The organism is Burkholderia catarinensis, from assembly GCF_001883705.2.
In the GTDB taxonomy this organism is placed as follows: Bacteria; Pseudomonadota; Gammaproteobacteria; order Burkholderiales; family Burkholderiaceae; genus Burkholderia; species Burkholderia catarinensis.
Window position 1 is genome coordinate 401,874 of the sequence record NZ_MDEQ02000003.1, and the last position, 25,681, is coordinate 427,554.

The 25,681-nt window shown below is 68.9% G+C and carries 18 protein-coding genes; 16 read left to right on the forward strand and 2 right to left on the reverse strand.

All coding sequences use genetic code 11. The features are described from left to right. Positions 1-3 precede the first annotated feature (3 nt). Both tagH and BFF94_RS07100 read right to left on the reverse strand, forming a co-directional pair. Positions 4-1,461, reverse strand: coding sequence for a type VI secretion system-associated FHA domain protein TagH (tagH, locus tag BFF94_RS07095; protein ID WP_219139152.1), 1,458 nt, complete (start codon positions 1,459-1,461; stop codon positions 4-6). A 66-nt stretch (positions 1,462-1,527) separates the two neighbouring features. Beyond that, entirely contained in the window at positions 1,528-1,914 is a 387-nt protein-coding gene (locus BFF94_RS07100) for a TssQ family T6SS-associated lipoprotein (RefSeq protein ID WP_128847885.1), read from the reverse strand. A gap of 633 nt (positions 1,915-2,547) precedes the next feature. Between BFF94_RS07100 and tssJ the strand changes: the two genes are divergently transcribed. From tssJ to BFF94_RS07180, 16 genes are all read left to right on the forward strand, one after another. Beyond that, positions 2,548-3,063, forward strand: coding sequence for a type VI secretion system lipoprotein TssJ (gene tssJ, locus BFF94_RS07105; RefSeq protein ID WP_128847883.1), 516 nt, complete (start codon positions 2,548-2,550; stop codon positions 3,061-3,063). Beyond that, positions 3,060-4,481 (forward strand): type VI secretion system baseplate subunit TssK, encoded by a 1,422-nt coding sequence (gene tssK / locus BFF94_RS07110; protein ID WP_128847881.1) that lies wholly within the window; start codon positions 3,060-3,062, stop codon positions 4,479-4,481. The genes tssJ and tssK overlap by 4 nt, the downstream gene beginning before the upstream one ends. A 15-nt stretch (positions 4,482-4,496) precedes the next feature. Next, positions 4,497-5,816 (forward strand): DotU family type VI secretion system protein, encoded by a 1,320-nt coding sequence (locus BFF94_RS07115; RefSeq protein WP_219139153.1) that lies wholly within the window; start codon positions 4,497-4,499, stop codon positions 5,814-5,816. Between the two features lie 132 nt (positions 5,817-5,948). After that, on the forward strand, positions 5,949-9,578 hold the full coding sequence (tssM, locus tag BFF94_RS07120) for a type VI secretion system membrane subunit TssM (RefSeq protein WP_219139154.1): 3,630 nt from the start codon (positions 5,949-5,951) through the stop codon (positions 9,576-9,578). Continuing rightward, positions 9,560-10,273 (forward strand): type VI secretion system-associated protein TagF, encoded by a 714-nt coding sequence (gene tagF / locus BFF94_RS07125; RefSeq protein ID WP_128844800.1) that lies wholly within the window; start codon positions 9,560-9,562, stop codon positions 10,271-10,273. The genes tssM and tagF overlap by 19 nt, the downstream gene beginning before the upstream one ends. A gap of 73 nt (positions 10,274-10,346) precedes the next feature. After that, positions 10,347-12,719 (forward strand): serine/threonine-protein kinase, encoded by a 2,373-nt coding sequence (locus BFF94_RS07130; protein WP_219139155.1) that lies wholly within the window; start codon positions 10,347-10,349, stop codon positions 12,717-12,719. Positions 12,720-12,771: 52 nt separating this feature from the next. Beyond that, on the forward strand, positions 12,772-13,824 hold the full coding sequence (gene tssA / locus BFF94_RS07135; protein WP_246637243.1) for a type VI secretion system protein TssA: 1,053 nt from the start codon (positions 12,772-12,774) through the stop codon (positions 13,822-13,824). Positions 13,825-13,901: 77 nt separating this feature from the next. Then, positions 13,902-14,456, forward strand: coding sequence for a type VI secretion system contractile sheath small subunit (tssB, locus tag BFF94_RS07140; protein ID WP_114179939.1), 555 nt, complete (start codon positions 13,902-13,904; stop codon positions 14,454-14,456). Continuing rightward, positions 14,449-15,957, forward strand: coding sequence for a type VI secretion system contractile sheath large subunit (tssC, locus tag BFF94_RS07145; RefSeq protein WP_219139157.1), 1,509 nt, complete (start codon positions 14,449-14,451; stop codon positions 15,955-15,957). Before tssB ends, tssC begins: the two co-directional genes overlap by 8 nt. Before the next feature lie 59 nt (positions 15,958-16,016). Beyond that, positions 16,017-16,508: an Hcp family type VI secretion system effector gene (locus BFF94_RS07150; RefSeq protein WP_027791618.1), complete on the forward strand. Its 492-nt coding sequence runs from the start codon at positions 16,017-16,019 to the stop codon at positions 16,506-16,508. 16 nt (positions 16,509-16,524) lie between these two features. Further along, entirely contained in the window at positions 16,525-17,073 is a 549-nt protein-coding gene (tssE, locus tag BFF94_RS07155; RefSeq protein ID WP_219139158.1) for a type VI secretion system baseplate subunit TssE, read from the forward strand. Between the two features lie 4 nt (positions 17,074-17,077). Further along, positions 17,078-18,949 carry a type VI secretion system baseplate subunit TssF gene (gene tssF / locus BFF94_RS07160; RefSeq protein ID WP_219139159.1) on the forward strand — a complete coding sequence of 624 codons (1,872 nt, stop codon included), beginning with the start codon at positions 17,078-17,080 and terminating at the stop codon, positions 18,947-18,949. Then, positions 18,874-20,046, forward strand: coding sequence for a type VI secretion system baseplate subunit TssG (gene tssG, locus BFF94_RS07165; protein ID WP_372454154.1), 1,173 nt, complete (start codon positions 18,874-18,876; stop codon positions 20,044-20,046). The genes tssF and tssG overlap by 76 nt, the downstream gene beginning before the upstream one ends. Before the next feature lie 12 nt (positions 20,047-20,058). Further along, positions 20,059-22,716, forward strand: coding sequence for a type VI secretion system ATPase TssH (gene tssH, locus BFF94_RS07170; protein ID WP_219139161.1), 2,658 nt, complete (start codon positions 20,059-20,061; stop codon positions 22,714-22,716). Further along, positions 22,713-24,986, forward strand: coding sequence for a type VI secretion system Vgr family protein (locus tag BFF94_RS07175; protein WP_128842633.1), 2,274 nt, complete (start codon positions 22,713-22,715; stop codon positions 24,984-24,986). Before tssH ends, BFF94_RS07175 begins: the two co-directional genes overlap by 4 nt. 55 nt (positions 24,987-25,041) lie before the next feature. After that, a complete protein-coding gene (locus BFF94_RS07180; protein WP_128842632.1) occupies positions 25,042-25,665 on the forward strand; it encodes a hypothetical protein in 624 nt (207 codons plus the stop codon). Positions 25,666-25,681 lie beyond the last annotated feature (16 nt).

Consider the following 25,681-nt stretch of genomic DNA (forward strand, 5'->3'; position numbering starts at 1 on the left):
GACTCAATGCCGGCCGCTGCCGCGATAGCTTTCCACTTCCGCGTCGTATGCCGCCAGAAACGCCTTGCCGAACACCGACGCGAAATCGTCCTCGATCGCGAACACCGTGTCGCGATGGGTCGCCGCGTAGCGATCCCACATCCTCGCCTTGTACAGCGCGGGCACGCGCTTCTCGTACCAGCGCATCGCGTCGTCGCGCTCGCGCAGCCGTTGCGGCGAAAAGCGCGTCAGCAGGTCCATCAGCGCGGCGCGCATGCCGGCAACCATGCCGATCTGGTGCGCGTGCAGATCCTGGAACGCATCGCTGACCGCGCTCTGCGGCGACATGAAGCCCGGCAGCGGCAGCCCGAACATCTGCCGCAGCACCGCGCCGCCGTCCGGCAGCAGCTTCAGCGGGTTGTTCTCGCGATCGAGCAGCATCGTCATGTGCGCCTTCACCTCGCGCTTCAGGATGCTGCGCGACGACAGCAGCTCGACCGTGCCGTTCGCGAACAGCGCCAGCAACTGGCCCGCGATATAGAGCTGTTCGGCCGACCACTGATGCGATTCGGCGGCCGTATCGAGCCCCGCGCCTTCGAAGAACGCGTTCAGCAGCTCGTCGGGCGTCGGCGGCGCCGGCGCGCGCGCCGTATGCGGCACCGGGTCGTCGGCCGGCCGCGCATCGGCGCGCGCGGCCGCCGGCTGCACGCGCACGTGCTGGGTCCACTCGGGCGCGTGGTCGGCCTGCGTCGCGGACGGCGCTTCGCCGCCCGCATTGCCGCGATCGGCGGGCGCCCCCGCGCCGGGCGCGCCGATATCGCCCGACGACTGCGCGAACAGGTCGAGCGGATCGGTCGACAACTGGTTCAGGTCGCGCTGCGACGGTTCGGGCGGCACGGCCTGCGCGGCGCGGTTCGCCGGCTGCGCCGCGTCCGCGCGCGCCGGGCCGGGCCGCGTGCCGGCATCCGCCGCCTTGCCGCGCGGGGCGAGACGATCCTGGAGCAGCGCCCACAGCCGGTTGCCCGCGCCTTTCGTGTCGTCGCGCGAGGGCGAGGGCGAGGGCGAGGGCGAAGGGTGCGAGGGTGCGGCGGCGTCCGGCGTGCGTGGTCTGCCGACATGCGCACCGGTATCGGGTGCCATGTCGATGACCGGCGCGTCGCCGCCATCGTCGCGTTCCGCCCGCAGCACGTACGGCCCGATGCGGATGATGTCGCCGGTATTGAGCGGGCGCTCCTGCGCATAGCCGACCGGCTCGCGGTTCACCTCGATCGTCGATACGCTGCTCAGGTTCTTCAGCAGGCACGCGTCGTCGCCGACCTGCAGCAGCGCCTGCAGCCGCGAGATCTGCCGCGTGTCGTCGCGCAGCACGAGATGGTTGTCGGTGGCCCGGCCGATGGTGCCGCCCGGCGGATGAAACACGACGGCGTCGTAGGAGTCGTTTTCGACCGGCTCGCCGGCATGTTCGATCACGATCAGTTGCATGTCATACGTCGCTCGGTGGATGAGGGCATGAACAGGCGCCCAGCGCTCGCGTCGAAACCGGCTCGTTCAGGATGACGACGCATGTTTGCGGCGCGCGAATTCGAACGCGGGGCCCCAGACCGGATGCCCCTTCTCGGCCGGGGACAAGTCGAAGCGCGGGTTGAGGTCGAGAATTTTCGAGAACTCGGCGCGGCACGGCGTGACGCGGTTCGTCACGCAATAGCTGAACGCGAGGAGCTTGTGCGCGGCGACCTGCGTGTCGGTGTCGGCGCCGTCGATCTCCTTCGCGCGGCTCAGCAGCGCGATCGTGCGCCCGTAATCGCCGGTGTCGTACGCGGCGCGCGCGCTGTCGACCGTCGCGCGCGCGGCCGACTTCGTCGGGGACGTGCTGCACCCGCCGGCGCCCAGCCACAACGCGGCGAGGAAAAGAACGATCGACGAACGACCTTTCATTATTGAAATAAATAATTTGCGTGTAATTGGAGGTGACGCCCAAGCGCTGTTGGATTTTAGTGCCAATCATCGCCATCGATATCGCTGTTACGTTTTGTTTCATTTCGCCGAATCGATTACCACTTGAATGCCTAATCGACTACGAATTTCAGTGCTTGTTAATCCAGAAAAACGAACCTATAGTTCGCTGTGTTTTTCGGATTCGTCAGTTGTTTAGCCGGCGCACTTCAATGCACGAAAAAACGGGCTGTCCGTTCGTGCGATACGAATAGCCTGGCACACCATCAACGTCGCGAGCGTCTCATGCCCGGCGGCCGGCCGGCTTGCGCCCCGAGCCCATCCGACAGGTGTCCACGCAATAGAACCGGGCCGCCAGCGCGCACCGGTCGGATTAACTTTTTTCTTTAAACGACCAATATCGATTCAATTGCCTGCCATCTGGCCAAATTCACTTTTACAAACCATGGATGATTCGACCCGGTTTTTTACAAAAACGATTTGCCGGCACGAATTGCAATAGATGGAGAGACAGGCTACACAATTACCGGTCAATTAATTGTCCCTTTTTTGATCCGATCATCCGGTTCCATATTCGAAAACCGGTGAATGACTATTGGGCGGCGAGGGTGAAATATGCAATGGCGGTCGAGCAGTTTCATCGTATGGGGATGCGTGTTGCTGTTTCCGGGGTGCGGCGCGACGGAGCACGCGGCCGCGGTGCCGTATGCGATCACGGTCGACGTTGCGCCTGACGTCAACCCTGACATGAACCGCAAGCCTTCGCCGATCGTGCTGAAGGTATTCCAGCTCCGTGCGGCGTCGGCGTTCGACAGCGCGGATTTCTTCTCGCTGCAGGACAAGCCCGAGAACGTGCTCGGCGCGGACCTGCTCGGCACCGACCGCGTGATCCTGCGGCCGGGCGACTCGCGCACGCTGCACTATCGCGGCAACGTCGAGGCCGGTGCGATCGGCGTCATCGCCGAATATCGCATGCTCGAAAAGAACCGCTGGCGGCTGACGGTGCCGCTGCCGCGCGCGAAGCAGCTCAATCTCTACAAGTTCTGGCAGACGTCGCCGGGCGAGCTGAAGCTGTCGATCGCGGTCAGGAACGGCGGCATCGCGCTGAACGACGCGCGGGGGCGCCCATGACCGAACCGACGATGAACGCGACGCCGGTCGCGGCACTCCGCCAGCGGGTGGTGTGGACCGAGGGCATGTTCCTGCGGCCGCAGCATTTCCAGCAGCTCGAACGGCACTGGGAACGCTATGTCGCGCTGCGCTGCCTGCCGCTGCAAGGCTTCTACTGGGGCTTCGACACGCTGGAACTCGATCGCGAGCAGCTTGCGCTCGGCAAGGTCGCGCTGCGTGCCGCGTCGGGCGTGATGCGCGACGGCACGCCGTTCGACCTGTCGCATCCGGACGATCTCCCCGAACCGCTCGACGTGCCGGCCGACGCGAAGGACCAGCTCGTCGTGCTCGCGCTGCCGCTGTGGCGCGGCGGCGGCGAGGAAGTGTCGTTCGGCGCAGGCGCAGGCGCACGTAACGCCGGTAATGGCGGTAACGGCGGACACGACGCGAGTGCCGACGCCGACGTCGCGCGCTACGTCGTGCGCGAATACGAAGTGGCCGACGCGAACGCGGTCGCGCTCGGCCCCGCGCTGCTGCAGACGGGGCGCCTGAACGTGCGGCTGATGCTCGAAGCCGAGCTGACCGGCGACTGGCACGCGCTCGGCGTCGCGCGGATCGTCGAGCGGCGCACCGATGCGCGGCTGCTGGCCGACGACGGCTACATTCCGCCGCGGCTCGTCGCGCAGCGCGATGCCGTGCTGCTGGCGTATGCGCGCGAACTGCACGGGCTGCTCACGCAGCGCAGCGAAGCGCTTGCGGAACGGCTGTCGGAACCCGGGCGCGGCGGCGTGTCGGAAGTCGCGGATTTCCTGCTGCTGCAGCTCGTGAACCGCTATCTCGCGCTGACCTGGCATGCGCAGCAGCACGTTTCGACGCATCCGGAAGCGCTGTTCTGCGACTGGCTGAAGCTGGCGTGCGACCTGAGCACGTTCACGGCGGCCGGCCGGCGTCCGCAGTCGCTCGCGGTCTACGTGCACGACGACCTGCGCACGAGCTTCGCGGAATTGATGACGGAGCTGCGCCGGTCGCTGTCGACCGTGCTCGAGCAAAACGCGATCCAGATCGAGCTGCGCGATGCGGGCAACGGCATCCGCGTCGCGACGCTGGCCGACCCCGCATTGCGCGACACGGCCGGCTTCGTGCTCGCGGTGCGCGCGGACGTGCCGGCCGACAGCCTGCGCGCCCGTTTTCCCGCGCAGGCGAAGCTCGGGCCCGTCGAGCGGATCCGCGATCTCGTGCAGCTGCAACTGCCGGGCATCACGATGCGCCAGTTGCCGGTCGCGCCGCGGCAGATCCCGTATCACGCGGGTCATACGTACTTCGAGATCGACAAGGGCAGCGACCTGTGGAAGCAACTGGCGCGCTCCGGCGGTCTCGCATTTCATTTCGCCGGCGAATTCCCTGGGCTCTCGATGGAGTTCTGGGCGATACGCGGGTGAGGGCGGGGCGACGCGATGAACTCTTCCTCCGATTCGATCTCCGCCGGCGCCGGCGGATTCGTGCCGCCGAATCCGGGCGGCATGCATCCGGCTGCCGCGGCGGGCGCGGCCGGGCCGACGGCCACGCAGCCGCGGCCCGGCCGCTGGGCCGCGAGCGGCACGAACCCGCTCGTCGCGGCCGCGAACCCGCTGCTCAATCTGGTGCCGCAGATCCGCTCGACCGTCCATCATCCGAATCCGGCGTGGCTGCGCGAGCATCTCGTCGTCGAGATCCGGCAGTTCGAGGCGAGCGCGCAGGAAGCCGGCGTGCCGTCCGAAGCGATCATCGGCGCGCGCTACTGCCTGTGCACGGCGCTCGACGAGGCGGCCGCGCTGACGCCGTGGGGCGGCAGCGTGTGGTCGTCGCACAGCCTGCTCGTGTCGTTCCACAACGAAACCTGGGGCGGCGAGAAGTTCTTCCACCTGCTCGAACGCCTGTCGCAGCAGCCGCGCCAGCATCTCGACCTGCTGGAGCTGCTGTATTTCTGTCTCGCGCTCGGCTTCGAGGGCCGCTATCGCGTGCTCGACAACGGCCACGCGCAGCTCGATGCGCTGCGCCGCCAGCTCGCGCAGACGATCCGCTCGGTGCGCGGCGAATTCGAGCCCGCGCTGTCGCCGCACTGGCGCGACGTCGTCACGCGCGACGTCGCGCGCCGTTTCGTCGTGCCGCTGTGGGTGTGCGTCGCGCTCGCGCTGCTGATCGGCTTCGGCGTGTTCGTCGGGCTGCGCATCGCGCTCGCCGGGCATTCGGATCGATTGTTCGCGTCGATCGACGCGCTGCACGTGCCGAAGCTGCAGCCCACGCAGGCGCCGCCGCGCCCGGCGGCGGCGCCGCGCATCGCGAAGTTCCTGGAACCCGAGATCGCGGCCGGCCTCGTGGCGGTGCGCGACGACGCCGATCGCAGCGTGATCGTGCTGCGCGGCGACGGGCTGTTCAAGTCCGGCTCGACATCGGTGATCGACCGCTACGCATCGGTGCTCGCGCGCGTCGCCGATGCGCTGAACAAGGTGCCCGGCAACGTGCGCGTGACCGGCTATACCGACGACACGCCCGTGCATACGGCGCGCTTCGCATCGAACTGGGACCTGTCGCGCGAACGCGCGGAAGCCGTGCGCGGCATGGTCGCCGCGCGGCTCGATCGTCCGGAACGGCTTGCGGCCGAAGGGCGCGGCACGCTCGATCCGGTCGCGCCGAACGATACGCCCGCGAACCGCGCGCTGAACCGACGCGTCGAGATCACGCTGCTGCCGGCGCCCGGCAGCGCCGCCGTCGGCGCGACGCAGGGGGCCAATTGAGATGAAACGCCCCCCACGCTCACTTCGTTCGCTGTCGACCGGAGTTGGCGCTTCAGCGCTTACTCCGGTCCCATGCACGGCTCCCCCCGCGGGGGCGGTCAGCCTCCTTGGGGCGGCCCGGCGGAGGCTGACATGAACCAGGCTGTCGCGCGTTTCGTCCGGCCGTTGCCGTCGCGGGAGATCTGGACCTTCGCCGGTCTCGTCGTGCTCGCGTGCTTCGTGTGGCTCGCGGGCCCGCTGTTCGCGTTCGCCGAGGTCCGGCCGCTCGAAAGCGGCTGGGCGCGCGGGCTGACGATCGCGGTGCTGTTCGCCGCGTGGGGCGCGCGCGTCGCGTGGCGAAGCTGGCGCGCCGGCCGCCTCAACGCGCAACTGCTGAACCAGCTTCGCGCGGCCGTGCCGGGGCCGGCCACCGCCGACGATCCGGCGAAGGCGCAGCTCGACGAACTGCGCAGCCGCTTCGACGAAGCCGCGACGCTGCTGAAGAAAGTCCGCTTCGGGCAGGCCGACACCGTGCGCCACGGCCTGCCGCGCTGGTTCGACGCGATGTCGCGCCAGTATCTGTACCAGTTGCCGTGGTACGTGTTCATCGGCGCGCCGGGCTCGGGCAAGACCACCGCGCTCGTGAATTCCGGGCTCAGCTTTCCGCTCGCCGAGCAGTTCGGCCGCGCGGCGATTCGCGGCGTGGGCGGCACGCGCCATTGCGACTGGTGGTTCACCAACGACGCGGTGCTGATCGACACGGCCGGCCGCTACACGACGCACGAGGGCAACCGCGCGCTCGACGAGGCCGAGTGGAAAGGCTTCGTCGACCTGCTGAAGAAATACCGCACGCGCCAGCCGCTGAACGGCGCGATGCTGACGATCAGCGTCGCCGACCTGCTCGGCGCGTCGGAAGCCGAGCGCACGCAGCACGCGATGGTGCTGCGCAAGCGGCTGCTCGAATTGCGCGCGCAGCTCGGCATCCGCTTTCCCGTGTACCTGCTCGTGACGAAGGCCGACCTGCTCGCGGGCTTCGCCGAGTATTTCGGCGGCTACGGCCGCGCGGAATGCGCGCAGGTGTGGGGCTTCACGTTCCCGCTCGCGCAAAGCGAGGCGCCGGGCTTCGACCTGCGCGCGGCATTCGACCGCGAATACCGGCTGCTGCACCAGCGGCTGAACGACGGGCTGCCCGAACTGCTCGCCGCGCAGACCGACGCGCACCAGCGCGAAATGACGTACCTGTTGCCGCAGCAGATCGCCGACCTGCAGGACATGCTCGGCCAGTTCGTCGCCGAAGTGTTTTCCGTCTCGAGCTTCGAGCCGATGCCGATGCTGCGCGGCGTGTACCTGACGAGCGGCACGCAGGAGGGCACCGCGTTCGATCGCGTGATGAGCGGCATCAAGCGCTTCCTGAAGATCGAGGGCGTGCCGCCGGTCGCGCAGGTCGGTTCGACCGGGCGCAGCTTCTTCCTGAAATCGCTGCTGCAGGAACACATCTTCCGCGAAGCCGCGCTCGCCGGCAGCGACCTGCGCTGGCATCAGAAGCGGCGCGTGCTGCAGATCGCCGGCTACGTGCTGCTCGCGCTGCTATGCGTGGCCGTGCTGGCCGCGTGGCTGCGCAGCTATGCGAACAACCGGACGTATCTCGACCAGATCGCCGCGCGCGTGCCGGCCGTCGATTCGCAGATCGCCGGCGCGAAATTCTCCGATGCGTCCGACATCGCCCGGCTGCTGCCCGTGCTCGACGCGCTCGGCGGCCTCGCGAATGCGGGCGGCGTCGACCTGCAGCATCCGCCGCTCGCGTACCGGTGGGGGCTGTTCCAGGGCGAGAAGATCGACGAGGCCGTCGACGCCGTGTACCGGCGCGCGCTCGACGACGTGCTGCTGCCGATCGCCGCGCGTCGCATGGAAGCCGCGCTGCGCGACGCGCGGCCCGACGAAACCGAATACGCGTATGCGGCGCTGAAGGCGTACCTGATGCTGTACGACAGCGCGCACTACGATCCCGCGTTCGTGCAGGCTGTCGTCGACCTCGAAATGGAACGCGCGCTGCCGCCCGATTTCTCGCCGGCCGAACGTGCCGCGCTGCGCGCGCATCTCGCCGCGCTGTTCGGCAGCCGCGTCGCGGTGTCGCCGTATCCGATGAACGAGCGGCTCGTGGCCGACGTGCGCGACCGGCTGCGGCAGGTGCCGTTCTCGCAGCGGCTGTACCGGCAGCTCACGCGCACGCTGCGCCCGGCGACGTCCGCGTTCGACTTCGGCATCACGCGCGCGGTCGGCCCCGACGCGTCGCTGGTATTCCGCCGCCAGAGCGGCAAGCCGCTGTCCGAGGGCGTGCCGGGCCTCTATACGCGCAACGGCTATCGCAACGTGTTCGCGCCGCGCCTGGCCGGCGAGGTCGAGGCATACGGGCGCGAGGAAGTGTGGGTGCTGAATCTCGGGCTGTCCGAGATCCCCGGGCCGAACGACGCGGCCGCATGGGCGCGCGACATCCGCCAGCTCTACCTGAACGACTACCTGAAGATCTGGGACGACTATCTCGCCGACATCAAGCTGCAGCGCACGGCAACGCTCGCGCAGAGCATCCAGGTCGCACGCGCGCTGTCGTCCGCCGATTCGCCGCTCACGCGGCTGATGGTCGCGCTTGCGCGCGACACGGCGCTCGGCGATACGCCGGGCGGGGCGCGCAATCTCGCATCGCGCGCACAGGACAAGGTCGACGAGGCGCGCAGTTCGCTGTCGCAGATCTTCGCGGGCCAGGCCAGCGACGCGAATCCGTCCGCGGCGGCGCCCGCCAGCCCCGAGCAGGTGGTCGACAGCCACTTCGCCGGGCTGCGTGCGTTCGCGCCTGGCAGCGGCGACCAGGCGCAGGCGTTCGACGCGGTGCTGAAGTCGATCGACGCGCTGTACACGTACCTGACCGCCACCGACGACGCGCTGAGGAGCGGTGCGCAACCGCCGCCGTCCGATGCGCCCGCGCGGCTACGTGCGCAGGCCGGCCGGCTGCCGACGCCGTTCCGCGAAGTGCTCGACGATCTGTCGAACGTCGCGAACGGCAGCGTCGCGACCGTCGAGCAGCGCAGCGTCGCGACGCGGGCCGGCGCGAACGTCGGCGACTTCTGCCGGCAGGCGGTCGCGGGCCGTTATCCGTTCGCGCGCGGCTCGTCGCGCGACGTCGCGCCGGCGGATTTCGCGCAGATGTTCGCGCCGGGCGGGCTGATGGACGACTTCTTCCAGAAGAACCTGCAATCGATCGTCGATACGACGTCGCACCCGTGGCGCTTCGCGAACCGCAATGCGGACGCCGATCCGTCGGCCGCCGCGATGCTTTCGTCGTTCGAGAAGGCGGCGGTGATCCGCGACGTCTATTTCGGCGGCGGCGGCGCGCGCACCGCGCAGTTGAAGGTGCAGATCCAGCCGCTCGAAATGGACCCGTCGATCACGGAGATGGTGCTCGACGTCGACGGGCAGATCGTCCGCTACGCGCACGGCCCGCTCGTGCAGAGCGCGGTGGGCTGGCCGGGCCCGCGCGGCAGCAATCAGGTGCGGCTGCAGGTGTCGGGGCAGGCCGGCGCGACCGACGGCCTCACGGCCGACGGGCCGTGGGCGCTGCACCGGCTGTTCGACCGCGCGGCCGTGTCGGCCGGGCGCGGCTCCGACCAGATGATTGCGCGCTTCACGGTCGACGGCAAACCGATCGTGCTTCAGGTGAATGCGGGCAGTGTCCGCAACCCGTTCAGGCTGCCCCAGATGGAGTCCTTTACATGCCCTCCGAAGCCATGAGCCCGACGCCGCCGCTCACGCGCGCCGACGGCGACGCGCCGGCCTGGTACGGGAAGATTCCCGGCGCCGGCGACTTCGTGAACAGCCGGCTGCCGCATGCGCTCGCGCTCTGGTGGGAACGCTGGCTCCAGCAGGGGATGGCCGCGATGCGCCAGCGCGGCGCTGACGAGATCGAGCGCCACTACACGGTCGCGCCGGTGTGGAATTTCCTGATTCCGGCGGGCGCCGGCGCGTCGTGCGTGCAGCCGGGCTGCCTCGCGCCGAGCTGCGACCGCGTGGGGCGCTATTACCCGGTGATCGTCACGCTGCCGCTGCGCGCGGCCGATTACTGGAACGGGCTGCCGGACGCCGCCGACACGTTCTACTGGCAGGTCGGCCAGGCGCTGCTCGACGCGATCCGTCATGCGCGTGCGCCGGGCGATCTCGAGCGGACGCTCGAACGCGTGCGGCTCGCGCCGGGCGGCGGCCGGTACGCGGACATCGCCGAGCGCACGCCGGCGACGCTGCCGGAGCAGCCGGAACAGCCGGAACAGCCGAATCTTGCCGCGTGGCCGGGGCTATCCGGTTATTTCGATCCGCACGGCGGCACCAGTTTCTGGTGGACCAACCGCGCCGACGGATCGCCGCTGCGCACGCATGCGCATACGGGCACGCCCGACAACGCGCTGTTCCTGACGCTGTTCGGCGGCGGCTGACGGGCCCGGCCGACAGTGGGCGGGCCGCCGGGCGCGGCGGGCGGAAAGGACGCGGTTTCGAGAGGTGGTGGAGATGAAGGACGCAGGATCGAGGGACAACGAGCACGACACGGCAACACGCGGCGACGCATCCGAATTCGCGGTGCGGCCGCTGCCGCTCGGCCATCGCCTGGGCGAACTCCAGCTCGACGAGGTGCTGGGCATCGGCGGTTTCGGGATCGTCTATCGCGCGTTCGACCGCACGTTGCGGCGCGCGGTCGCGATCAAGGAGTACATGCCGTCGATGCTCGCGACGCGCGGCGGCGACTACACGGTGTCGCTGCGTTCCGAGCGGTTCGCGCAGGCGTTCGACGCCGGGCGGGGCGCGTTCCTCAACGAAGCGCGCCTGCTCGCGCAATTCGACCATCCGGGGCTCGTCAAGGTCCTGCACTTCTGGGAGAGCCACGGCACCGCGTACATGGTGATGCCGTTCTACGAAGGGCGCACGCTCAAGCAACTGCTCGACGGCGGGATGCGGATCAGCGAGACGCAGTTGCGCAACATCGTCGGCGCGCTGCTCGGCGCGCTCGACACGCTGCATCGCGCGCAGTGCTTCCATCGCGACGTCGCGCTCGACAACGTGCTGATCCGCCCGAACGGCAGCGCGATCCTGCTCGACTTCGGCGCGGCGCGCAAACGGATCGGCGATCTCGTCGACGACGGCGCGATGATGATCAAGCCCGGCTACGCGCCGATCGAGCAGTACACCGACGATCCCGCGTTCAGCCAGGGGCCGTGGACCGATCTCTATGCGCTCGGCGCGGTGATGCACGCGATGATCACCGGCGAGCTGCCGCCCGCGGCCGTCGTGCGCAGCATCAAGGACACGTACCGGCCGCTCGCGTCGCGCGAGTTGCCGGCCGGCGAGGTGTACAGCCCGGCGTTTCTCGCGGCGGTCGACCATGCGCTGCAGTTGCGGATTCCGGATCGGCCGGAATCGGTCGCGGCGTTCGCGGCGGAACTCGGGCTGCGGGATGTCGACCGGGCGGGCGGCGGGTATGCCGCGGCGGTCGATGCGGGCCGCAGCGGTGACGCGAAGGGCGCGGCTTCCGTTGCGCCCGGTACCGCGTCGGCGGCTGCTTCGGCGTCGATCGGCGAGGGCATGACCGCGTCGGGTCACGCTGCGCACGAAGCGCAGTTGTCGCCGCCCGCGCGTCCGGGTGCTCCGTCGACGCCGTCGGCTCCGCAGGCTGCCGCGTCGAACGCGCCCGACGGCAAGCGGGAGACGGGCGTCTCTTCCGCGTCGACGACGGCTGCGCAAGGCGCGGCGATCGCGGCGGCCGGCGCGCTGGCGTCGTCGGCATCGCATGCGTCGCAACCGGCCGCGAAGCCTGCCGAATCCGGCGTGCGTGAAGGCGACGCCGAGCGCGTGAAGGAAGCATCCCGGCAAGAACCGTCATCGGCCACGGCCGAAACGCACGACGGTGCAGGGGCTCGACCGGCACATGCCGATGCGGATATCGGCAAGCATGAGGCTGCGGATACCGGAAACACGAACGGCAATGCGGGCCCGCTTGCCGGGGTGACGCGTGGTGGTGGCGATGGCGGCGGCACGAGCGCGCCGCGTTCCGCTGCATCGACACCGGCATCGTCGTCGGGCGGTGCATCCGCGCCGACCGGAGGCCAGCGCGGCCCGGCGCTCGCCGGATCGCGCAACCGCCGCGTGCCCGTCTACGTCGGGAGCGCGCTTGTCGCGCTGATCGCCGTTGGCCTCGCCGCGACCTATCTGTCGCGTCCCGCCCGCGTCGCCGACGAAGCCGCGCCCGCCGCGAGCCAGCCGCAAGCCGGCACGTCGCCGCCCGCGAGCACGCCGGGCGCCACGCTGGCCCAGCAAGGGCCGACCCCGACCGTCGTGCCGCCGTCGAGCCTGCCGGCCGGATCGTCGGCGCAGGTTCCGCCGCCGCCTGTCGCCGCCGCGCCGGCCAGCACGCCTGCCGTCGAGGCGGCCGCCGCCGCGCCGCAGGTCGCGACAACCGTCGCGAACCCGGCCTCGCCGCGAGCCGGCTCCAGCGCCACCATCGCGCCCGCCGGCAGCCTCGACGCGTCGGAACGCGTCGTCAGCGTGCCGCCGTCGGAAGCCGCCGGGTCACCGGTGCCCACGCCCACGCCGGTGCCCAGGCCGCAGTCGGAAACCGGGACGGCTATCGCCGCCGTGAACGTGCTGCCGGCCGAGCAACGTCCGCCGAAGACGCAGGAAACCGTCCCGGTGCGCTTCAACGTTCGCCCGTGGGGCGACGTGTACGTGAACGGCGCCCGGCGCGGCGCGAGCCCGCCGCTGCGCTCGGTGTCGCTCGCGCCGGGCGTCTACGTGATCGAGATCCGCAACGGCTCGCTGCCGCCGTTGCACCGCACCGTGGCGATCGACTTCGGCAGCAAACCGGTCAACATCGACTATGCATTCGAATGACGTCAGCCAGGCGGCGCTGGCCGCCGCGGCGCTTCCCGCTGCGCCGCCCGGCATGCCGGCGGCGACGCCGCGCGCCGACCTGATCGGCCGGCTGCTCGCGGACGTCGCGCCCGATGCGCCGTGCGGCGCGAACCTCGAGTACGACGCCGAGTTCCTGCAACTGCAGGAGCGCGCGACGCCGCGCGCCGAGCAGCAGTACGGCGACACCGTGATCCCGGCCGAGGCGCCCGACTGGCGCGCGGTCGAGCGGCTCGCGCTTGCGCTGTCCGCGCGCACGAAAGACCTGCGCGTTATCGCCTGTCTCGCGCGAAGCTGGACCGAGCAGCACGGCATTCCCGGCTATGCGGACGCGCTCGTCATCGTCGCGAACCTGCTCGGGCACCGGTGGGACGACCTGCATCCGCGGCTCGACGCGGACGGCGAACCGGACCCGACGCCGCGGATGAACGCACTCGCCGACGTGGCCGGCGCGCACGACTGCGCACGCGCGGCACGCCGCCAGCCGCTGTTCGACGGCGGCCCGAGTGTGCGCGACGCCGAACGGCTGCTCGACGGCCGCGACGAAACCGGCGCCACCGCGGCGGGCAGCCGCGAAAGCCTGGTCGCCGCGCTGTCGGCCGCGCGCAACGACGGCACGACGCCGCTCGATTCGGCGCGCGCCGCGTTGCACGCGCTGGATGCGATCCGCGCGTGCGTGACGGACCGGCTGGGACGTGAATGGGCGCCCGACGAAGGTGATGCGGAGAAGGCGTTGCGGCGGATCGTGCACGAAGTGCCGGTGCCCGAGCTGCAACCGGGCGCATCGGACGGCGTGGTGCCCGCACGACAGGCCGCACCCGGCGACGCGTGGCAGCCCGGCGCGGCACCCGTCGTGCCGAACGCCCACGCGTGGCGCGATGCCGAAGTCGCGAGCCGCGACGACGTGCGCATCGGCCTCGACAAGATGTGCCGCTATTTCGAGCTGCACGAGCCGAGCCATCCGGCGCCGCTGCTGCTGCGGCGCGCGCAGCGGCTGCTCGCGCTCGATTTCTACGAAATCATCCGCGATCTCGCGCCGGAAAGCCTGCCGAAGCTGGACCTGCTGAGCGGCGAGCGGAGCGATTGAAACGAACCAACGAAGCGGGCCGCCACGCGGGCGGCGACGACGTACAGCGCAACCTGATCGATGTGAAGGAGTGGACGATGACGGACAGAACCAAGGCGGCGGGCAGCGGACAGAAGTTCATCGCGCGCAATCGGGCCCCGCGCGTGCAGATCGAGTACGACGTCGAGACCTACGGCGCCGAACGCAAGGTGCAATTGCCGTTCGTGATGGGCGTGATTTCGGACCTGGCGGGCAAACGCGCCGAGCCGCTGCCGGATCTGCCGGAACGCAAGTTTCTCGAGATCGACGTCGACAACTTCGACGAGCGGATGAAGTCGGTCGCGCCGCGCGTCGCGTTCCAGGTGCCGAATACGCTGACGGGCGAAGGGATGCTCAACGTCGACATGACGTTCGAGCAGATCGACGATTTCTCGCCGGCCGCGATCGCGCGCAACGTCGACGCGCTGCGCCGGCTGCTGGAGGCGCGCACCGAGCTGTCGAACCTGCTGTCGTACATGGACGGCAAGCACGGCGCCGAACAGCTGATCGAGCGCGCGATCAACGATCCCGACCTGCTGAAGACGCTCGTGCGCGAACCGCGCGAGCCCGCGCAGGGCGGCGACGCGACCCAACCGGAGGCCCGCGATGAATGACCCCGCCCAATCCCGCGCCGCCGCGCGCGACGCCGCACAGCCCGAAGTCGCGCACGACGCGTTCGCCGCGCTGCTGCAGAAGGAATTCAAGCCGAAGACCGCCGAGGCGCGCGAGTCGGTCGAGCGCGCCGTGCGCACGCTCGCGCAGCAGGCGCTCGAACATACGGTCGGCATGACGACCGACGCGTACGGCAGCGTGAAGCAGATCATCGCGGAGATCGACCGGAAGCTGTCCGGGCAGATCAACGAGATCCTGCATCACGACGATTTCCAGACGCTCGAAGGCGCGTGGCGCGGGCTGCATTACCTCGTCACGCACACCGAGACCGACGAGCTGCTGAAGATCAAGGCGCTGCCGGCGTCGCGCAACGAGGTCGCGCGGATGCTGAAGCGCTACAAGGGCGTCGCGTGGGACCAGAGCCCGCTGTTTCGCAAGATCTACGAAGAGGAATACGGGCAGTTCGGCGGCGAGCCGTTCGGCTGCCTCGTCGGCGATTTCCATTTCAACCACAGCCCGCCCGACGTCGAGATGCTCGGCGAGCTGTCGAAGATCGCGGCGGCCGCGCACGCGCCGTTCATCGCCGGCGCGTCGCCGGAGCTGATGCAGATGGATTCGTGGCAGGAGCTGTCGAACCCGCGCGACCTGACGAAGATCTTCCAGAACACCGAATACGCGGCGTGGCGCAGCCTGCGGCAGTCGGAGGATTCGCGCTACGTCGGCCTCGCGATGCCGCGCTTTCTCGCGCGGCTGCCGTACGGCGCGCGCACCAACCCGGTCGACGAATTCGACTTCGAGGAGGACACCGACGCCGCGAACCACGACCGCTACACGTGGGCGAACTCGGCGTACGCGATGGCCGCGAACATCAACCGCTCGTTCAAGCAGTACGGCTGGTGCTCGTCGATCCGCGGCGTCGAATCGGGCGGGGCGGTCGAAGGGCTGCCGAGCCACACGTTCCCGACCGACGACGGCGGCGTCGACCAGAAATGCCCGACCGAGATCGCGATCAGCGACCGCCGCGAGGCCGAGCTCGCGAAGAACGGCTTCATGCCGTTCGTGCACCGCAAGAACTCGGATTTCGCGGCGTTCATCGGCGCGCAGTCGTTGTACCAGCCGGCCGAATACCACGATCCCGACGCGACCGCGAACGCGCGGCTGTCCGGCCGCCTGCCGTACCTGTTCGCGTGCTGCCGCTTCGCGCACTACCTGAAGTGCATCGTGCGCGACAAGATCGGCTCGTTCCGCGAACGCGACGACATGGAGCGCTGGCTGAACGACTGGATCATGAACTACGTCGACGGCGACCCCGTGAACTCGTCGCAGGAAACCAAGGCGCGCAAGCCGCTCGCAGCCGCGCAGGTGGTCGTCGACGAGGTCGAGGACAACCCCGGCTACTACACGTCGAAATTCTTCCTGCGGCCGCACTACCAGCTCGAAGGGCTCACCGTGTCGCTGCGGCTCATCTCGCGGCTGCCGACCGCGAAGGCGGCCAGCGAGTGAGCAACGATCGGCATTCAACAAGGCAAGCAACCTGACATCGCACTGAAACGGAGACGGCAATGGGCGTGGCAATGTTTATGAAGGTGGACGGCGTGACCGGCGAATCGGCGGACGCGCAGCACAAGGGCTGGACCGACATCCAGTCGTTCACGTGGGGTGCGAGCCAGCCGGGCGCGATGGCGAGCGGCAGCGGCGGCAACGCGGGCAAGGCGAGCTTCAACGATCTCGTCGTCGCCGCGTACATGGACAAGGGCGCGCCCGCGATCATCAAGAACTGCGCGAACGGCAAGCATCTTTCGTCGGTCGAGATATCCGCGTGCAAGACGGGCGGCACGCAGGTCGAGTTCATGCGCGTGACGCTGCAGGAGGTGCTCGTCACGTCCGCGCAGGTCGCGGGCATCGATCCGGGCGACGTCGCCGACCGGCTGATGATGCACTACGGCTTCCAGGCCGCGAAGGTGAAGAAGCAGTACTGGCAGCAGAACGACAACGGCGGCAAGGGCGCCGAGGTGACGGTCGGCTGGAACATCAAGGAAAACACCGAGATGTGACGGCCCGGAGACGACCATGGACGACCCGCGAACCCGCGACGGCCGGGAGGGCAACCTGCGCGACCGGCTGCAGCCCGCGCTGCTCGACCGGCTCACCGACGACGCGCCGCAGCGCGCGACCGAAGCGCCCGGCGCGCAATGGATCGGCACCGAGCGGCTGCGTGCGGCCGTGCTGCGCGATCTCGCGTGGCTGCTCAACACGCGCAACGCCGAGGACGGCTTCGTCGACTGGCGGGCGTTCGCGCATGCGCAGGCGTCGGTGCTGAACTACGGGATGCGGCCGCTCGTCGGCAAGCCGATGTCGGGCGTCGAGCGGATGTCGGTCGAGGCGTCGATCCGCGATGCGATCGTCCGCTTCGAGCCGCGCATCGCGCCCGACAGCGTCGAAGTCCGCAGCGTGCTCGACGCGCCGGGCGGCCGCGCCGGCGAACGGCGTCACAACGTGCTGCTGTTCGAGATCCGCGGCACGCTGTGGTCGATCCCGCATCCGCTCGAATTCGTGCTGCGCTCCGACCTCGATCTCGAGACCGGCGCGATGTCGCTGCAATCCGTGGCGGGGGCCTGACGAGATGGATACGCGCCTGCTCGACTACTACAACCGCGAACTCGCGTATCTGCGCGAGCTCGGCGGCGAATTCGCGCAGCAGTTCCCGAAGGTTGCCGCGCGGCTGCGGCTGCACGAATCGGGGCCGCCCGACCCGTACGTCGAACGGCTGCTCGAAGGCTTCAGCTTCCTCACCGCGCGCGTGCAGCTCAAGATGGACGCCGAGTTTCCGCGCTTCACTCAGGCGTTGCTCGATGCCGTGTATCCCGGCTATATCGCGCCGCTGCCGTCGATGGCGATCGTGCGGTTCGCGCCGCTGATGAACGAAGGCAGCCTCACGCAAGGCTGGCGGCTGCCGGCCGGCACCGCGCTGCGCGCGCGGCCGGCCGCGTCCGAGCAGACCGCGTGCGAGTTCCGCACCGCGCACGACCTGACGCTGTGGCCGCTCGAACTGACCGACGCGACCGTCACCGGCGCGCCGTCGTGGCTGCCGCGCGGCGCCGTGGCCGCGCGGCAGGACGTGCGCGGCGCGCTGCGCATCCGGCTGAAGGCGCGCGGCGGCGCCACGCTTTCGCAGTTGCCGCTCGACCGGCTGACGTTCCATCTCGCCGGCCCCGAGCGCGACGCGCTGCATCTGCTCGAACTGATCGCCGCGCATGCGCTCGGCGTCGTGTGCCACGATCCGGGCCAGCCGCCGCGCTGGCTGCACACGCTCGACGCCGACGCGATCGTCCACGAGGGCTTCGATCCGGCGCAGGCGATCCTGCCCGACGACGGCCGCAGCTTCCACGGCTACCGGCTGCTGCGCGAGTATTTCGCGTTTCCGGCGCGCTTCCTGTTCTTCAGCATCGGCGGGCTGCGCGCCGCGCTCGCGCGCGCGACCGGCGACACGTGCGAGCTGACCGTGCTGTTCGACCGCCACGACGCGGCGCTCGAAGCGGCCGTCGATGCGCGCCACCTCTCGCTGAACTGCACGCCGGCCGTGAACCTGTTCGCACGCCGCGCCGATCGCGTTCCGCTGCAGCCGGGCGCGCGCGAGCACCATGTCGTCGTCGATCGCAGCCGGCCCCTCGACTACGAGGTCTATGCGGTGCAGCGGCTCGCGAGCGAGCAGCGCGACGACGGCCAGTCGCGCGAATTCCGGCCGTTCCACGCGTCGTTTGCCGGCGACGACGGCAACTACGGCGCGTACTACACGGTGCGGCGCGAGCCGCGGCTGGTCTCCGCGCAGGCACGCGCGAACGGCACGCGCACCGGTTATGTCGGCAGCGAGACCTACGTGTCGCTCGTCGACAGCCAGTGCGCGCCGTACGACGAGACGATGCGCTACCTCGCCGCCGACACGCTGTGCACGAACCGCGATCTCGTGCTGCTGCAGCCGCCCGGCGACGCGAACACCTTCACGCTGCGCGTGTCGGCCCCGGTCGAACGCATCGTCGCGATCCGCGGCCCGTCGCGGCCGCGCCCGCCGATCGCCGATGCGCAAACCGCGTGGCGGCTGATTCGCCATCTCGGGCTCGCGCGCCATACACTGACCGATCTCGACGACGAAGAGGGCGCGCATGCGCTGCGCGAGCTGCTCGGCCTGCATGCCGACCCGGCCGACGCCGCGATGCGCCGGCAGATCGACGGCGTGCAGCGCGTCGCGTTCTCGCCGGTGTTCCGCCGGCTGCCGGCACTCGGGCCGCTGATGTTCGGGCGCGGCGTGCAGGTCGACGTGACCGTCGACGACCATGCGTTTTCCGGCGACAGCCCGTTCCTGCTCGGCGCGGTGCTCGAACAGTTTTTCGCGCGGCATGTGTCGATCAACGCGTTCGCCGAATGCGTGCTGACCAGCGCGCAGCGCGGCACGCTCGCGCACTGGCCGGCGCGCATCGGCAGGCGGCCTGCGATATGAAGCGCGAACCGTCACCCGGCGCTCGGCCGGCCGCCGAAGCCGCACGCCGCGACGCGTGGTGGGCGCGGCTGCGTGCCGCGCCGCACGGCTACGACCTGTTCCAGGCGCTGCGCTGGCTCGATGCGCTGTCGCCCGCCCGCGCGCCGCTTGGCCGGGCCACGCGGCCGCGCGACGAACCGGTGCGGCTCGGGCAGCAGCCGTCGCTCGCGTTCGCGGCGTCGATGCTGGCCGGCGTGCATGACGACGGCGCCGCACCGCCGCGCATCGCGATCCACGGTTTCGGGCTGTTCGGGCCAAACGGGCCGTTGCCGACGCACCTGACCGAATACGCGCACGAACGCGCGGCGCAGCACGACGACCCGACGTTCGCCGCATTCGCGGACCTGTTCCATCACCGGCTGATCCTGCTGTTCTACCGCGCGTGGGCCGATGCGCAGCCGACGGTGAGCCTCGATCGCCCGGAGCGCGCTCGGTTCGACGGCTATATCGCGAGCCTGGTCGGGCGGGCGGCGCATGGCGACAATCCTGGCGCACAAGCCGACGCCCAACGCACCGCCGACACGCTCGCGCCGCATGCGCGCTATTTCCATGCGGGACATCTCGTGCGGCACACGCGCAACCCCGAAGGGCTCGTGCAGATCCTGCGCCGGCATTTCGGCGTCGATGCGCGCATCGTCGAGCACGTGCCGCAATGGGTTGCGATCGAGCGCTCGCAACGCTGCACGATCCGCGCGACGCGGCCGACGTTGCGCGTCGGCGCCGTTGCGCTCGGCATCGCGGTGCGCGATGCGCAGTCGCGCTTCCGGATCGTGCTCGGCCCGCTGTCGCTCGACGCGTACCGCCGATTTCTGCCCGGCGGGCCGCACGCTCGGCAGCTCGCGCAATGGGTACGCGAATACGTCGGCATCGAATTCGACTGGGACGTGCAGCTCGAACTGGCGGCCGACGCGGTGCCGGCGATCGCGCTCGGCGCGCCGCAGGGCATCGGCCGCACCGCTTGGCTCGGGCAGCGGCTCGAACCGGGCCCCGCGCGTGATCTCGTCGTTCGCTACGACGTGCGGCGGGCCGGCACGGCCCTTCATCGCGAAATCGCCTAAACGGGAACCGTCATGTCCGATATCGGCCGCGTCAACCTGTTCGGAAAACTGAATCCGTTCCTCTACGAGACGCTCGAGCAGGCGACCGGGTTCTGCCGGCTCCGCGGTAATCCGTATGTCGAGCTCGCGCACTGGTTCAAGCAGATGCTGCAGCGGCCCGACTGCGACCTGCAGCGCGTGCTGCGCCGCTTCGAGATCGATGCGGCCGTGATCGACCGCGGGCTCGTTACCGCGCTCGACAAGCTGCCTCGTGGAGCGGGCTCAGTGTCGGACCTGTCCGTGCACATCGACGACGCGGTCGAACGCGCGTGGGTTTATGCGACGCTCAAGTACGACGCGACGCGCATTCGCGGCGCGGTGCTGCTGCTCGCGATCCTGAAGACGCCGCAGTTGCGCAACGTGTTGGTGTCGATCACGCGCGAATTCGAGCGCATCGTTCCGGACGTGCTCGCCGACGAACTCGAATCGATTGTCGAAGGCTCGCCGGAGACGCAACCGGCCGGGCAGGCTTCGCAGGGCGGTGATACAGCGGTGCGCGGCGCATCCGCCGCCGATGGCTCCGCGCTCGCGCGCTTCGCTGTCGACCTGACCGCCCGCGCGCGGGCTGGCGAGATCGATCCCGTCGTCGGGCGCGACGCCGAGATCCGCCAGATCGTCGACATCCTGCTGCGGCGCCGGCAGAACAACCCGCTGCTGGTCGGCGAGGCCGGCGTCGGCAAGACGGCCGTGGCCGAAGGCTTCGCGCTGCGGATCGCCGCCGGCGACGTGCCGCCGTCGCTGCGCGACGTCGCGCTGTACCTGCTCGACATCGGGCTGCTGCAGGCCGGCGCGAGCGTGAAAGGCGAGTTCGAGAGCCGGCTGCGCGGCGTGATCGACGAAGCGATGTCGTCCGAGCGGCCGGCAATCCTGTTCATCGATGAAGTCCACACGCTCGTCGGCGCGGGCGGGGCGGTCGGCACCGGAGACGCCGCGAACCTGCTGAAGCCCGCGCTTGCGCGCGGCCTGCTGCGCACGATCGGCGCGACCACGTGGTCCGAATACAAGCAGTACATCGAGAAGGACCCGGCGCTGACGCGGCGCTTCCAGCTCGTCCACGTGCACGAACCGGAAGAAGCGGCCGCGCTGACGATGCTGCGCGGCCTCGCCGCGAAGCTCGAGGCTCACCACCGCGTACTCGTGCTCGACGACGCGTTGCAGGCCGCCGTCACGCTGTCGCACCGGTATATCCCCGCGCGGCAGTTGCCGGACAAGGCGATCAGCCTGCTCGATACGGCCTGCGCGCGCGTCGCCGTCAGCCAGCACGCGGTGCCCGCGCCGATCGAGGACGCGCGCCGCCGCATCGACAGCCTGCGCGTCGAACAGGAGCGGATCGGGCGCGAGTGCGCGCTCGGCACCGGCGATGCGGCGCGGCGCGATGCGATCGAGTCGGACATCGCCGCCGCGCGGGCGGAACTCGACCAGCTCGACGCACGCTGGCAAACCGAACGCAACGCATTGGCGGCGATCGTCGAATCACGCGCCACGTTGCTCGACGACGCTCCGTCGCGCGAACTCGACGCCGCCACGCGCGCCGATATCCAGGCGCGCCTCGCCGCCGCGCAGCAGGCGCTGGCCGACCTGCAGGGCGATGCGCCGCTCGTGCTGCCAGCCGTCGACACGCACGCAGTGGCGGCCGTCGTTGCCGACTGGACCGGCATTCCGCTCGGCCGGATGGTGCGCGACGAAACGCAGGCCGTGCTGAAGCTCGCCGATACGCTTGGCGAACGCGTCGTCGGCCAGAAGCATGCGGTCGAACTGATCGCCGAGCGCATCCAGACTGCGCGCGCGAAGCTCGACGATCCGACCAAGCCGCACGGCGTGTTCCTGCTGTGCGGCCCGTCCGGCGTCGGCAAGACCGAGACCGCGCTCGCGCTGGCCGACACGCTGTACGGCGGCGAGCACAACGCGATCACGATCAACATGAGCGAATTCCAGGAAGCGCATACCGTGTCCACGCTGAAGGGTGCGCCGCCCGGCTATGTCGGCTACGGACAGGGCGGGGTGCTGACCGAGGCCGTGCGCCGCCGGCCGTACAGCGTCGTGCTGCTCGACGAGATCGAGAAAGCGCACCGCGACGTGCACGAGATTTTCTTCCAGGTGTTCGACAAGGGCTGGATGGAGGACGGCGAAGGGCGCGACATCGATTTCCGGCACACGGTGATTTTGCTGACGTCGAATGTTGGCGCCGATCGCGTGATGCAGCTATGCCGCGACCCCGAGCGTCTGCCCGACGTGCAGACGCTCGCCGATGCGCTTCGCGCGCCGCTGCTCGACGTGTTTCCCGCTGCGCTGCTCGGCCGGTTGACCGTCGTGCCGTACTACCCGCTCACCGACGCGACGCTCGCGCGGATCGTCGCATTGCAGTTGCGGCGGATCGAGAAGCGGATCGACGCGCATCACGGCATCCGGCTGCACTGCACCGACGCGGCGACCGAGCTGATCGTCGAGCGTTGCCGGACGATCGAATCCGGCGGCCGGATGGTCGACGCGATCCTCACGCATACCGTGATGCCGCGCATCAGCCGCGCGATCCTGCAGGCCACGCTCGAGGGCCGCACGTTGTCGTCGATCGAGCTGAGCGCGGCCGACGGCGAATTCGCTTACCGGTTCGACGAGGAGGCAACGACGTGAATCGCGTATTCACCCTCGACAGCCCGCATGGCGACGACCTGAAATTCCATACGCTCGACGGCAGTGACGAACTCGGCCGGCTGTTCGAATTCCGGATCGAGGCGCTGGCGGACAGCCACAGCCTGTCGCTGAAGGACATGCTCGGCAAGCCCGTAACGGTGCGGATCGAACAGCAGGACCAATCGACGCGCTACCTGAACGGCATCGTTGCGCGCGCATCGCTCTCCGGGCGACGCGCCGAGCGGTACTACGGCTACGAGTTGATCGTGCGCCCGTGGCTGTGGCTCGCGACGCGCCGCTCCGATTGCCGGATCTTCCAGAACAAGACCGTGCCCGAGATCGTGCAGGAGGTGCTGTCGACGTACGGCTTTCCGACCGAGAACCACCTCGTCGAGTCGTATGTGCCGCGCGACTATTGCGTGCAGTACAACGAAACCGATGCCGCGTTCGTGTCGCGGCTGATGGAGTTCGAGGGGATCTACTTCTGGTTCCGGCATGCGGAGGATACGCATACGCTGATGCTAGGCGACGCGATGTCGTCGCATACCGCGCTGCCCGGCTACGAGACGATTCCGTACATCGCGCGCGACCGCACCGCGATCGCCGACGAGGAGCACATCGACGGCTGGCTGCCAGCGCAGGAGGTGAGCGTCGGCAAGCACCAGACCACCGACTACGACTATACGAAGCCGCGCGCCGATCTTTCGTCGCAGAAGGTCGATCCGCGTGGGCACGATCACGACAGTTTTGCGTCGTTCGAGTGGCCGGGCGGGTATCGCGACGATGCCCCCGGTGCGCATTACAGTCGCGTAAGGCTCGAGGAACAGCAGGCCGAACATGAGCGGGCGAGTGCGGATACCGACGTGCGCGGTGCTGCGCCCGGTTATCTGTTCACGCTCGAACATTGCCCGCGCACCGATCAGAACCGCGAGTACCTGATCGTGCGGTGTCAGTACCGGTTTCAGGAAAACGCTTATGCGAGCGACCAGGGCGCGGAGGCGGTCGTGCATCAGACGATGATGCTCGTGCAGCCGTCGAGCCTGCCTTACCGGTCGCCGCGCGACACGCCTCGGCCACGGACCAACGGGCCGCAGACGGCCACTGTCGTCGGGCCGCCGGGTGAGGAAATCTGGACCGATCAGTACGGGCGCGTGAAGCTGCAATTCCGCTGGGACCGGTACGGGCAGAGCAATCAGGATTCGTCGTGCTGGGTGCGGGTGTCGAGTCCTTGGGCTGGCGGTGGGTTCGGGGGCGTGCAGATTCCGCGGGTGGGCGATGAGGTGGTGGTCGATTTCCTGAATGGCGATCCGGATGAGCCGATCGTGACCGGGCGGGTTTACAACGGCGAGAAGATGCCGCCGTGGGGGCTGCCGGGGAGTGCGACGCAGAGCGGATTGCTGTCGCGGTCATCGCCAGGCGGGACGACCGAGCATTCGAATGCGTTCCGGTTCGAGGACAAGAAGGGCTCGGAACAGCTGTGGATGCATGCGGAAAGGAATTTCGATGCGGAGACGGAGGCCGATCACACCCTTTCTGTCGGGAACAACCACACGCATACGGTCGGGAACGACGAGACGATGCAGGTGAAGAACAACCGGCAAAGGAGCGTCGGGCAGAACGAGACGGTGAATATCGGCAAGAACCGGGTCGCGCAGATCGGAGTGGATGAGACGCATGGGGTGGGGGGGAACCGCAGCGTGTCCGTCGAGGGCGACAGTTCGCATACCGTCGCAAAAGGCAATCACAGCCTCGCGGTGGTAACCGGCACGCATGACGTTTTCGTGAAGGGAGACAGCACGCATGTCGTCGGCACCGGGTCATATGTGACAAAGGTCAATGCCGGAGACCATTCCGTGGACGTTAACAAAGTCGCTTCACTGGCAGCCGGCAAATACATCGACATGGGTGCAGGAAAGAGTGGCGTGTCGATCAACAAGGACAACATCGGCGTCTCCATCGGCGGAACCGCAAGCGATACCGGTGTCGGGATCAGCGGTCAGGATGGCGGCGTGGTCATCGCCGGATACGGCAAGGGCGTCAACATTGCAGGCTATGCACCGGGCGTGACGATTTACGGCGAGAACGATCTCAATCTTTCCGGCAAGTCGACGGCCAATCTTCAGGCGCCGACTGTAAATATCGATAACGGCCAGGACAGATGCAACGTTAATGTCAACGCGACAAAGATTGTTCTGGCAACCGGCGGAGGTTCGATCACGCTTGACGGTTCGGGCGTGACGATCCAGGGGACGATCGCGCATATCAATTGATTTCAACCGGTACCTGCCGGTTGCCCGCTTGCATTCGAAGCATGGGAGACATTCGATGGAAAACGAATCGGATCAGATGATGGTAGACGAAGCGCTCGAAGCGGAAACGGTCGAGGCGTTGCGCCGGTTGTTCGCCAACGATGCGACGCCGGATCGCACGCCGCCTGCCGAACGCCGCGAATCGTCAACTATGATCGGCGAAGTGACTGATACACATCATCCCGATGCGATGGGCCGGATTCGCGTGAAATGGTTGATGGTGGATGGCGGCATACGCGAGCACTGGCTCGAATGCGTGGATGGTGTGAAGCCTGAAATCGGTGATCGTGTGCTGCTGCAATCGCCTGCAAATTGGCCGGAATACCTGATCGCCGGTCTGCTGAAGCGCAGGGGTTCTGGCGTGCCGGTCGAACCGGTTGTCGAGCCTGCAATGGCACTCACGCTTGAAGCGGAAAAGTGCGTGCAGATATCGGATGCGTCGGGGTGCCCGTTGTTGCAGGTGCGTGCGTCGCCGGACGGTCCGATCGTCACGCTGTTGAACCGGAACGTGAACATCGAAGTTGCCGGCAAGCTGAGGCTGAGCGCACAGACACTCGAACTCGAAGGCGGTCGTGGCGGCGTCGACATCCGGACCGAGGCAGACACCGTCGTGCGCAGCCGCTACGTTCGGCTGAACTGAAAAGGCGGCCTGACGT

Coding starts and splice junctions, on each gene's coding strand:
- BFF94_RS07180 (WP_128842632.1), top strand. CDS start 25,042: ATGGAAAACGAATCGGATCAGATGATGGTAGACGAAGCGCTCGAAGCG.
- tssG (WP_372454154.1), top strand. CDS start 18,874: ATGCGTGCTGACCAGCGCGCAGCGCGGCACGCTCGCGCACTGGCCGGC.
- tssB (WP_114179939.1), top strand. CDS start 13,902: ATGACGGACAGAACCAAGGCGGCGGGCAGCGGACAGAAGTTCATCGCG.
- BFF94_RS07130 (WP_219139155.1), top strand. CDS start 10,347: ATGAAGGACGCAGGATCGAGGGACAACGAGCACGACACGGCAACACGC.
- BFF94_RS07150 (WP_027791618.1), top strand. CDS start 16,017: ATGGGCGTGGCAATGTTTATGAAGGTGGACGGCGTGACCGGCGAATCG.
- BFF94_RS07100 (WP_128847885.1), bottom strand. CDS start 1,914: ATGAAAGGTCGTTCGTCGATCGTTCTTTTCCTCGCCGCGTTGTGGCTG.
- tssM (WP_219139154.1), top strand. CDS start 5,949: ATGAACCAGGCTGTCGCGCGTTTCGTCCGGCCGTTGCCGTCGCGGGAG.
- tagH (WP_219139152.1), bottom strand. CDS start 1,461: ATGCAACTGATCGTGATCGAACATGCCGGCGAGCCGGTCGAAAACGAC.
- tssJ (WP_128847883.1), top strand. CDS start 2,548: ATGCAATGGCGGTCGAGCAGTTTCATCGTATGGGGATGCGTGTTGCTG.
- tssC (WP_219139157.1), top strand. CDS start 14,449: ATGAATGACCCCGCCCAATCCCGCGCCGCCGCGCGCGACGCCGCACAG.
- tssF (WP_219139159.1), top strand. CDS start 17,078: ATGGATACGCGCCTGCTCGACTACTACAACCGCGAACTCGCGTATCTG.
- BFF94_RS07115 (WP_219139153.1), top strand. CDS start 4,497: ATGAACTCTTCCTCCGATTCGATCTCCGCCGGCGCCGGCGGATTCGTG.
- tssK (WP_128847881.1), top strand. CDS start 3,060: ATGACCGAACCGACGATGAACGCGACGCCGGTCGCGGCACTCCGCCAG.
- tssE (WP_219139158.1), top strand. CDS start 16,525: ATGGACGACCCGCGAACCCGCGACGGCCGGGAGGGCAACCTGCGCGAC.
- tssH (WP_219139161.1), top strand. CDS start 20,059: ATGTCCGATATCGGCCGCGTCAACCTGTTCGGAAAACTGAATCCGTTC.
- tagF (WP_128844800.1), top strand. CDS start 9,560: ATGCCCTCCGAAGCCATGAGCCCGACGCCGCCGCTCACGCGCGCCGAC.
- tssA (WP_246637243.1), top strand. CDS start 12,772: ATGCCGGCGGCGACGCCGCGCGCCGACCTGATCGGCCGGCTGCTCGCG.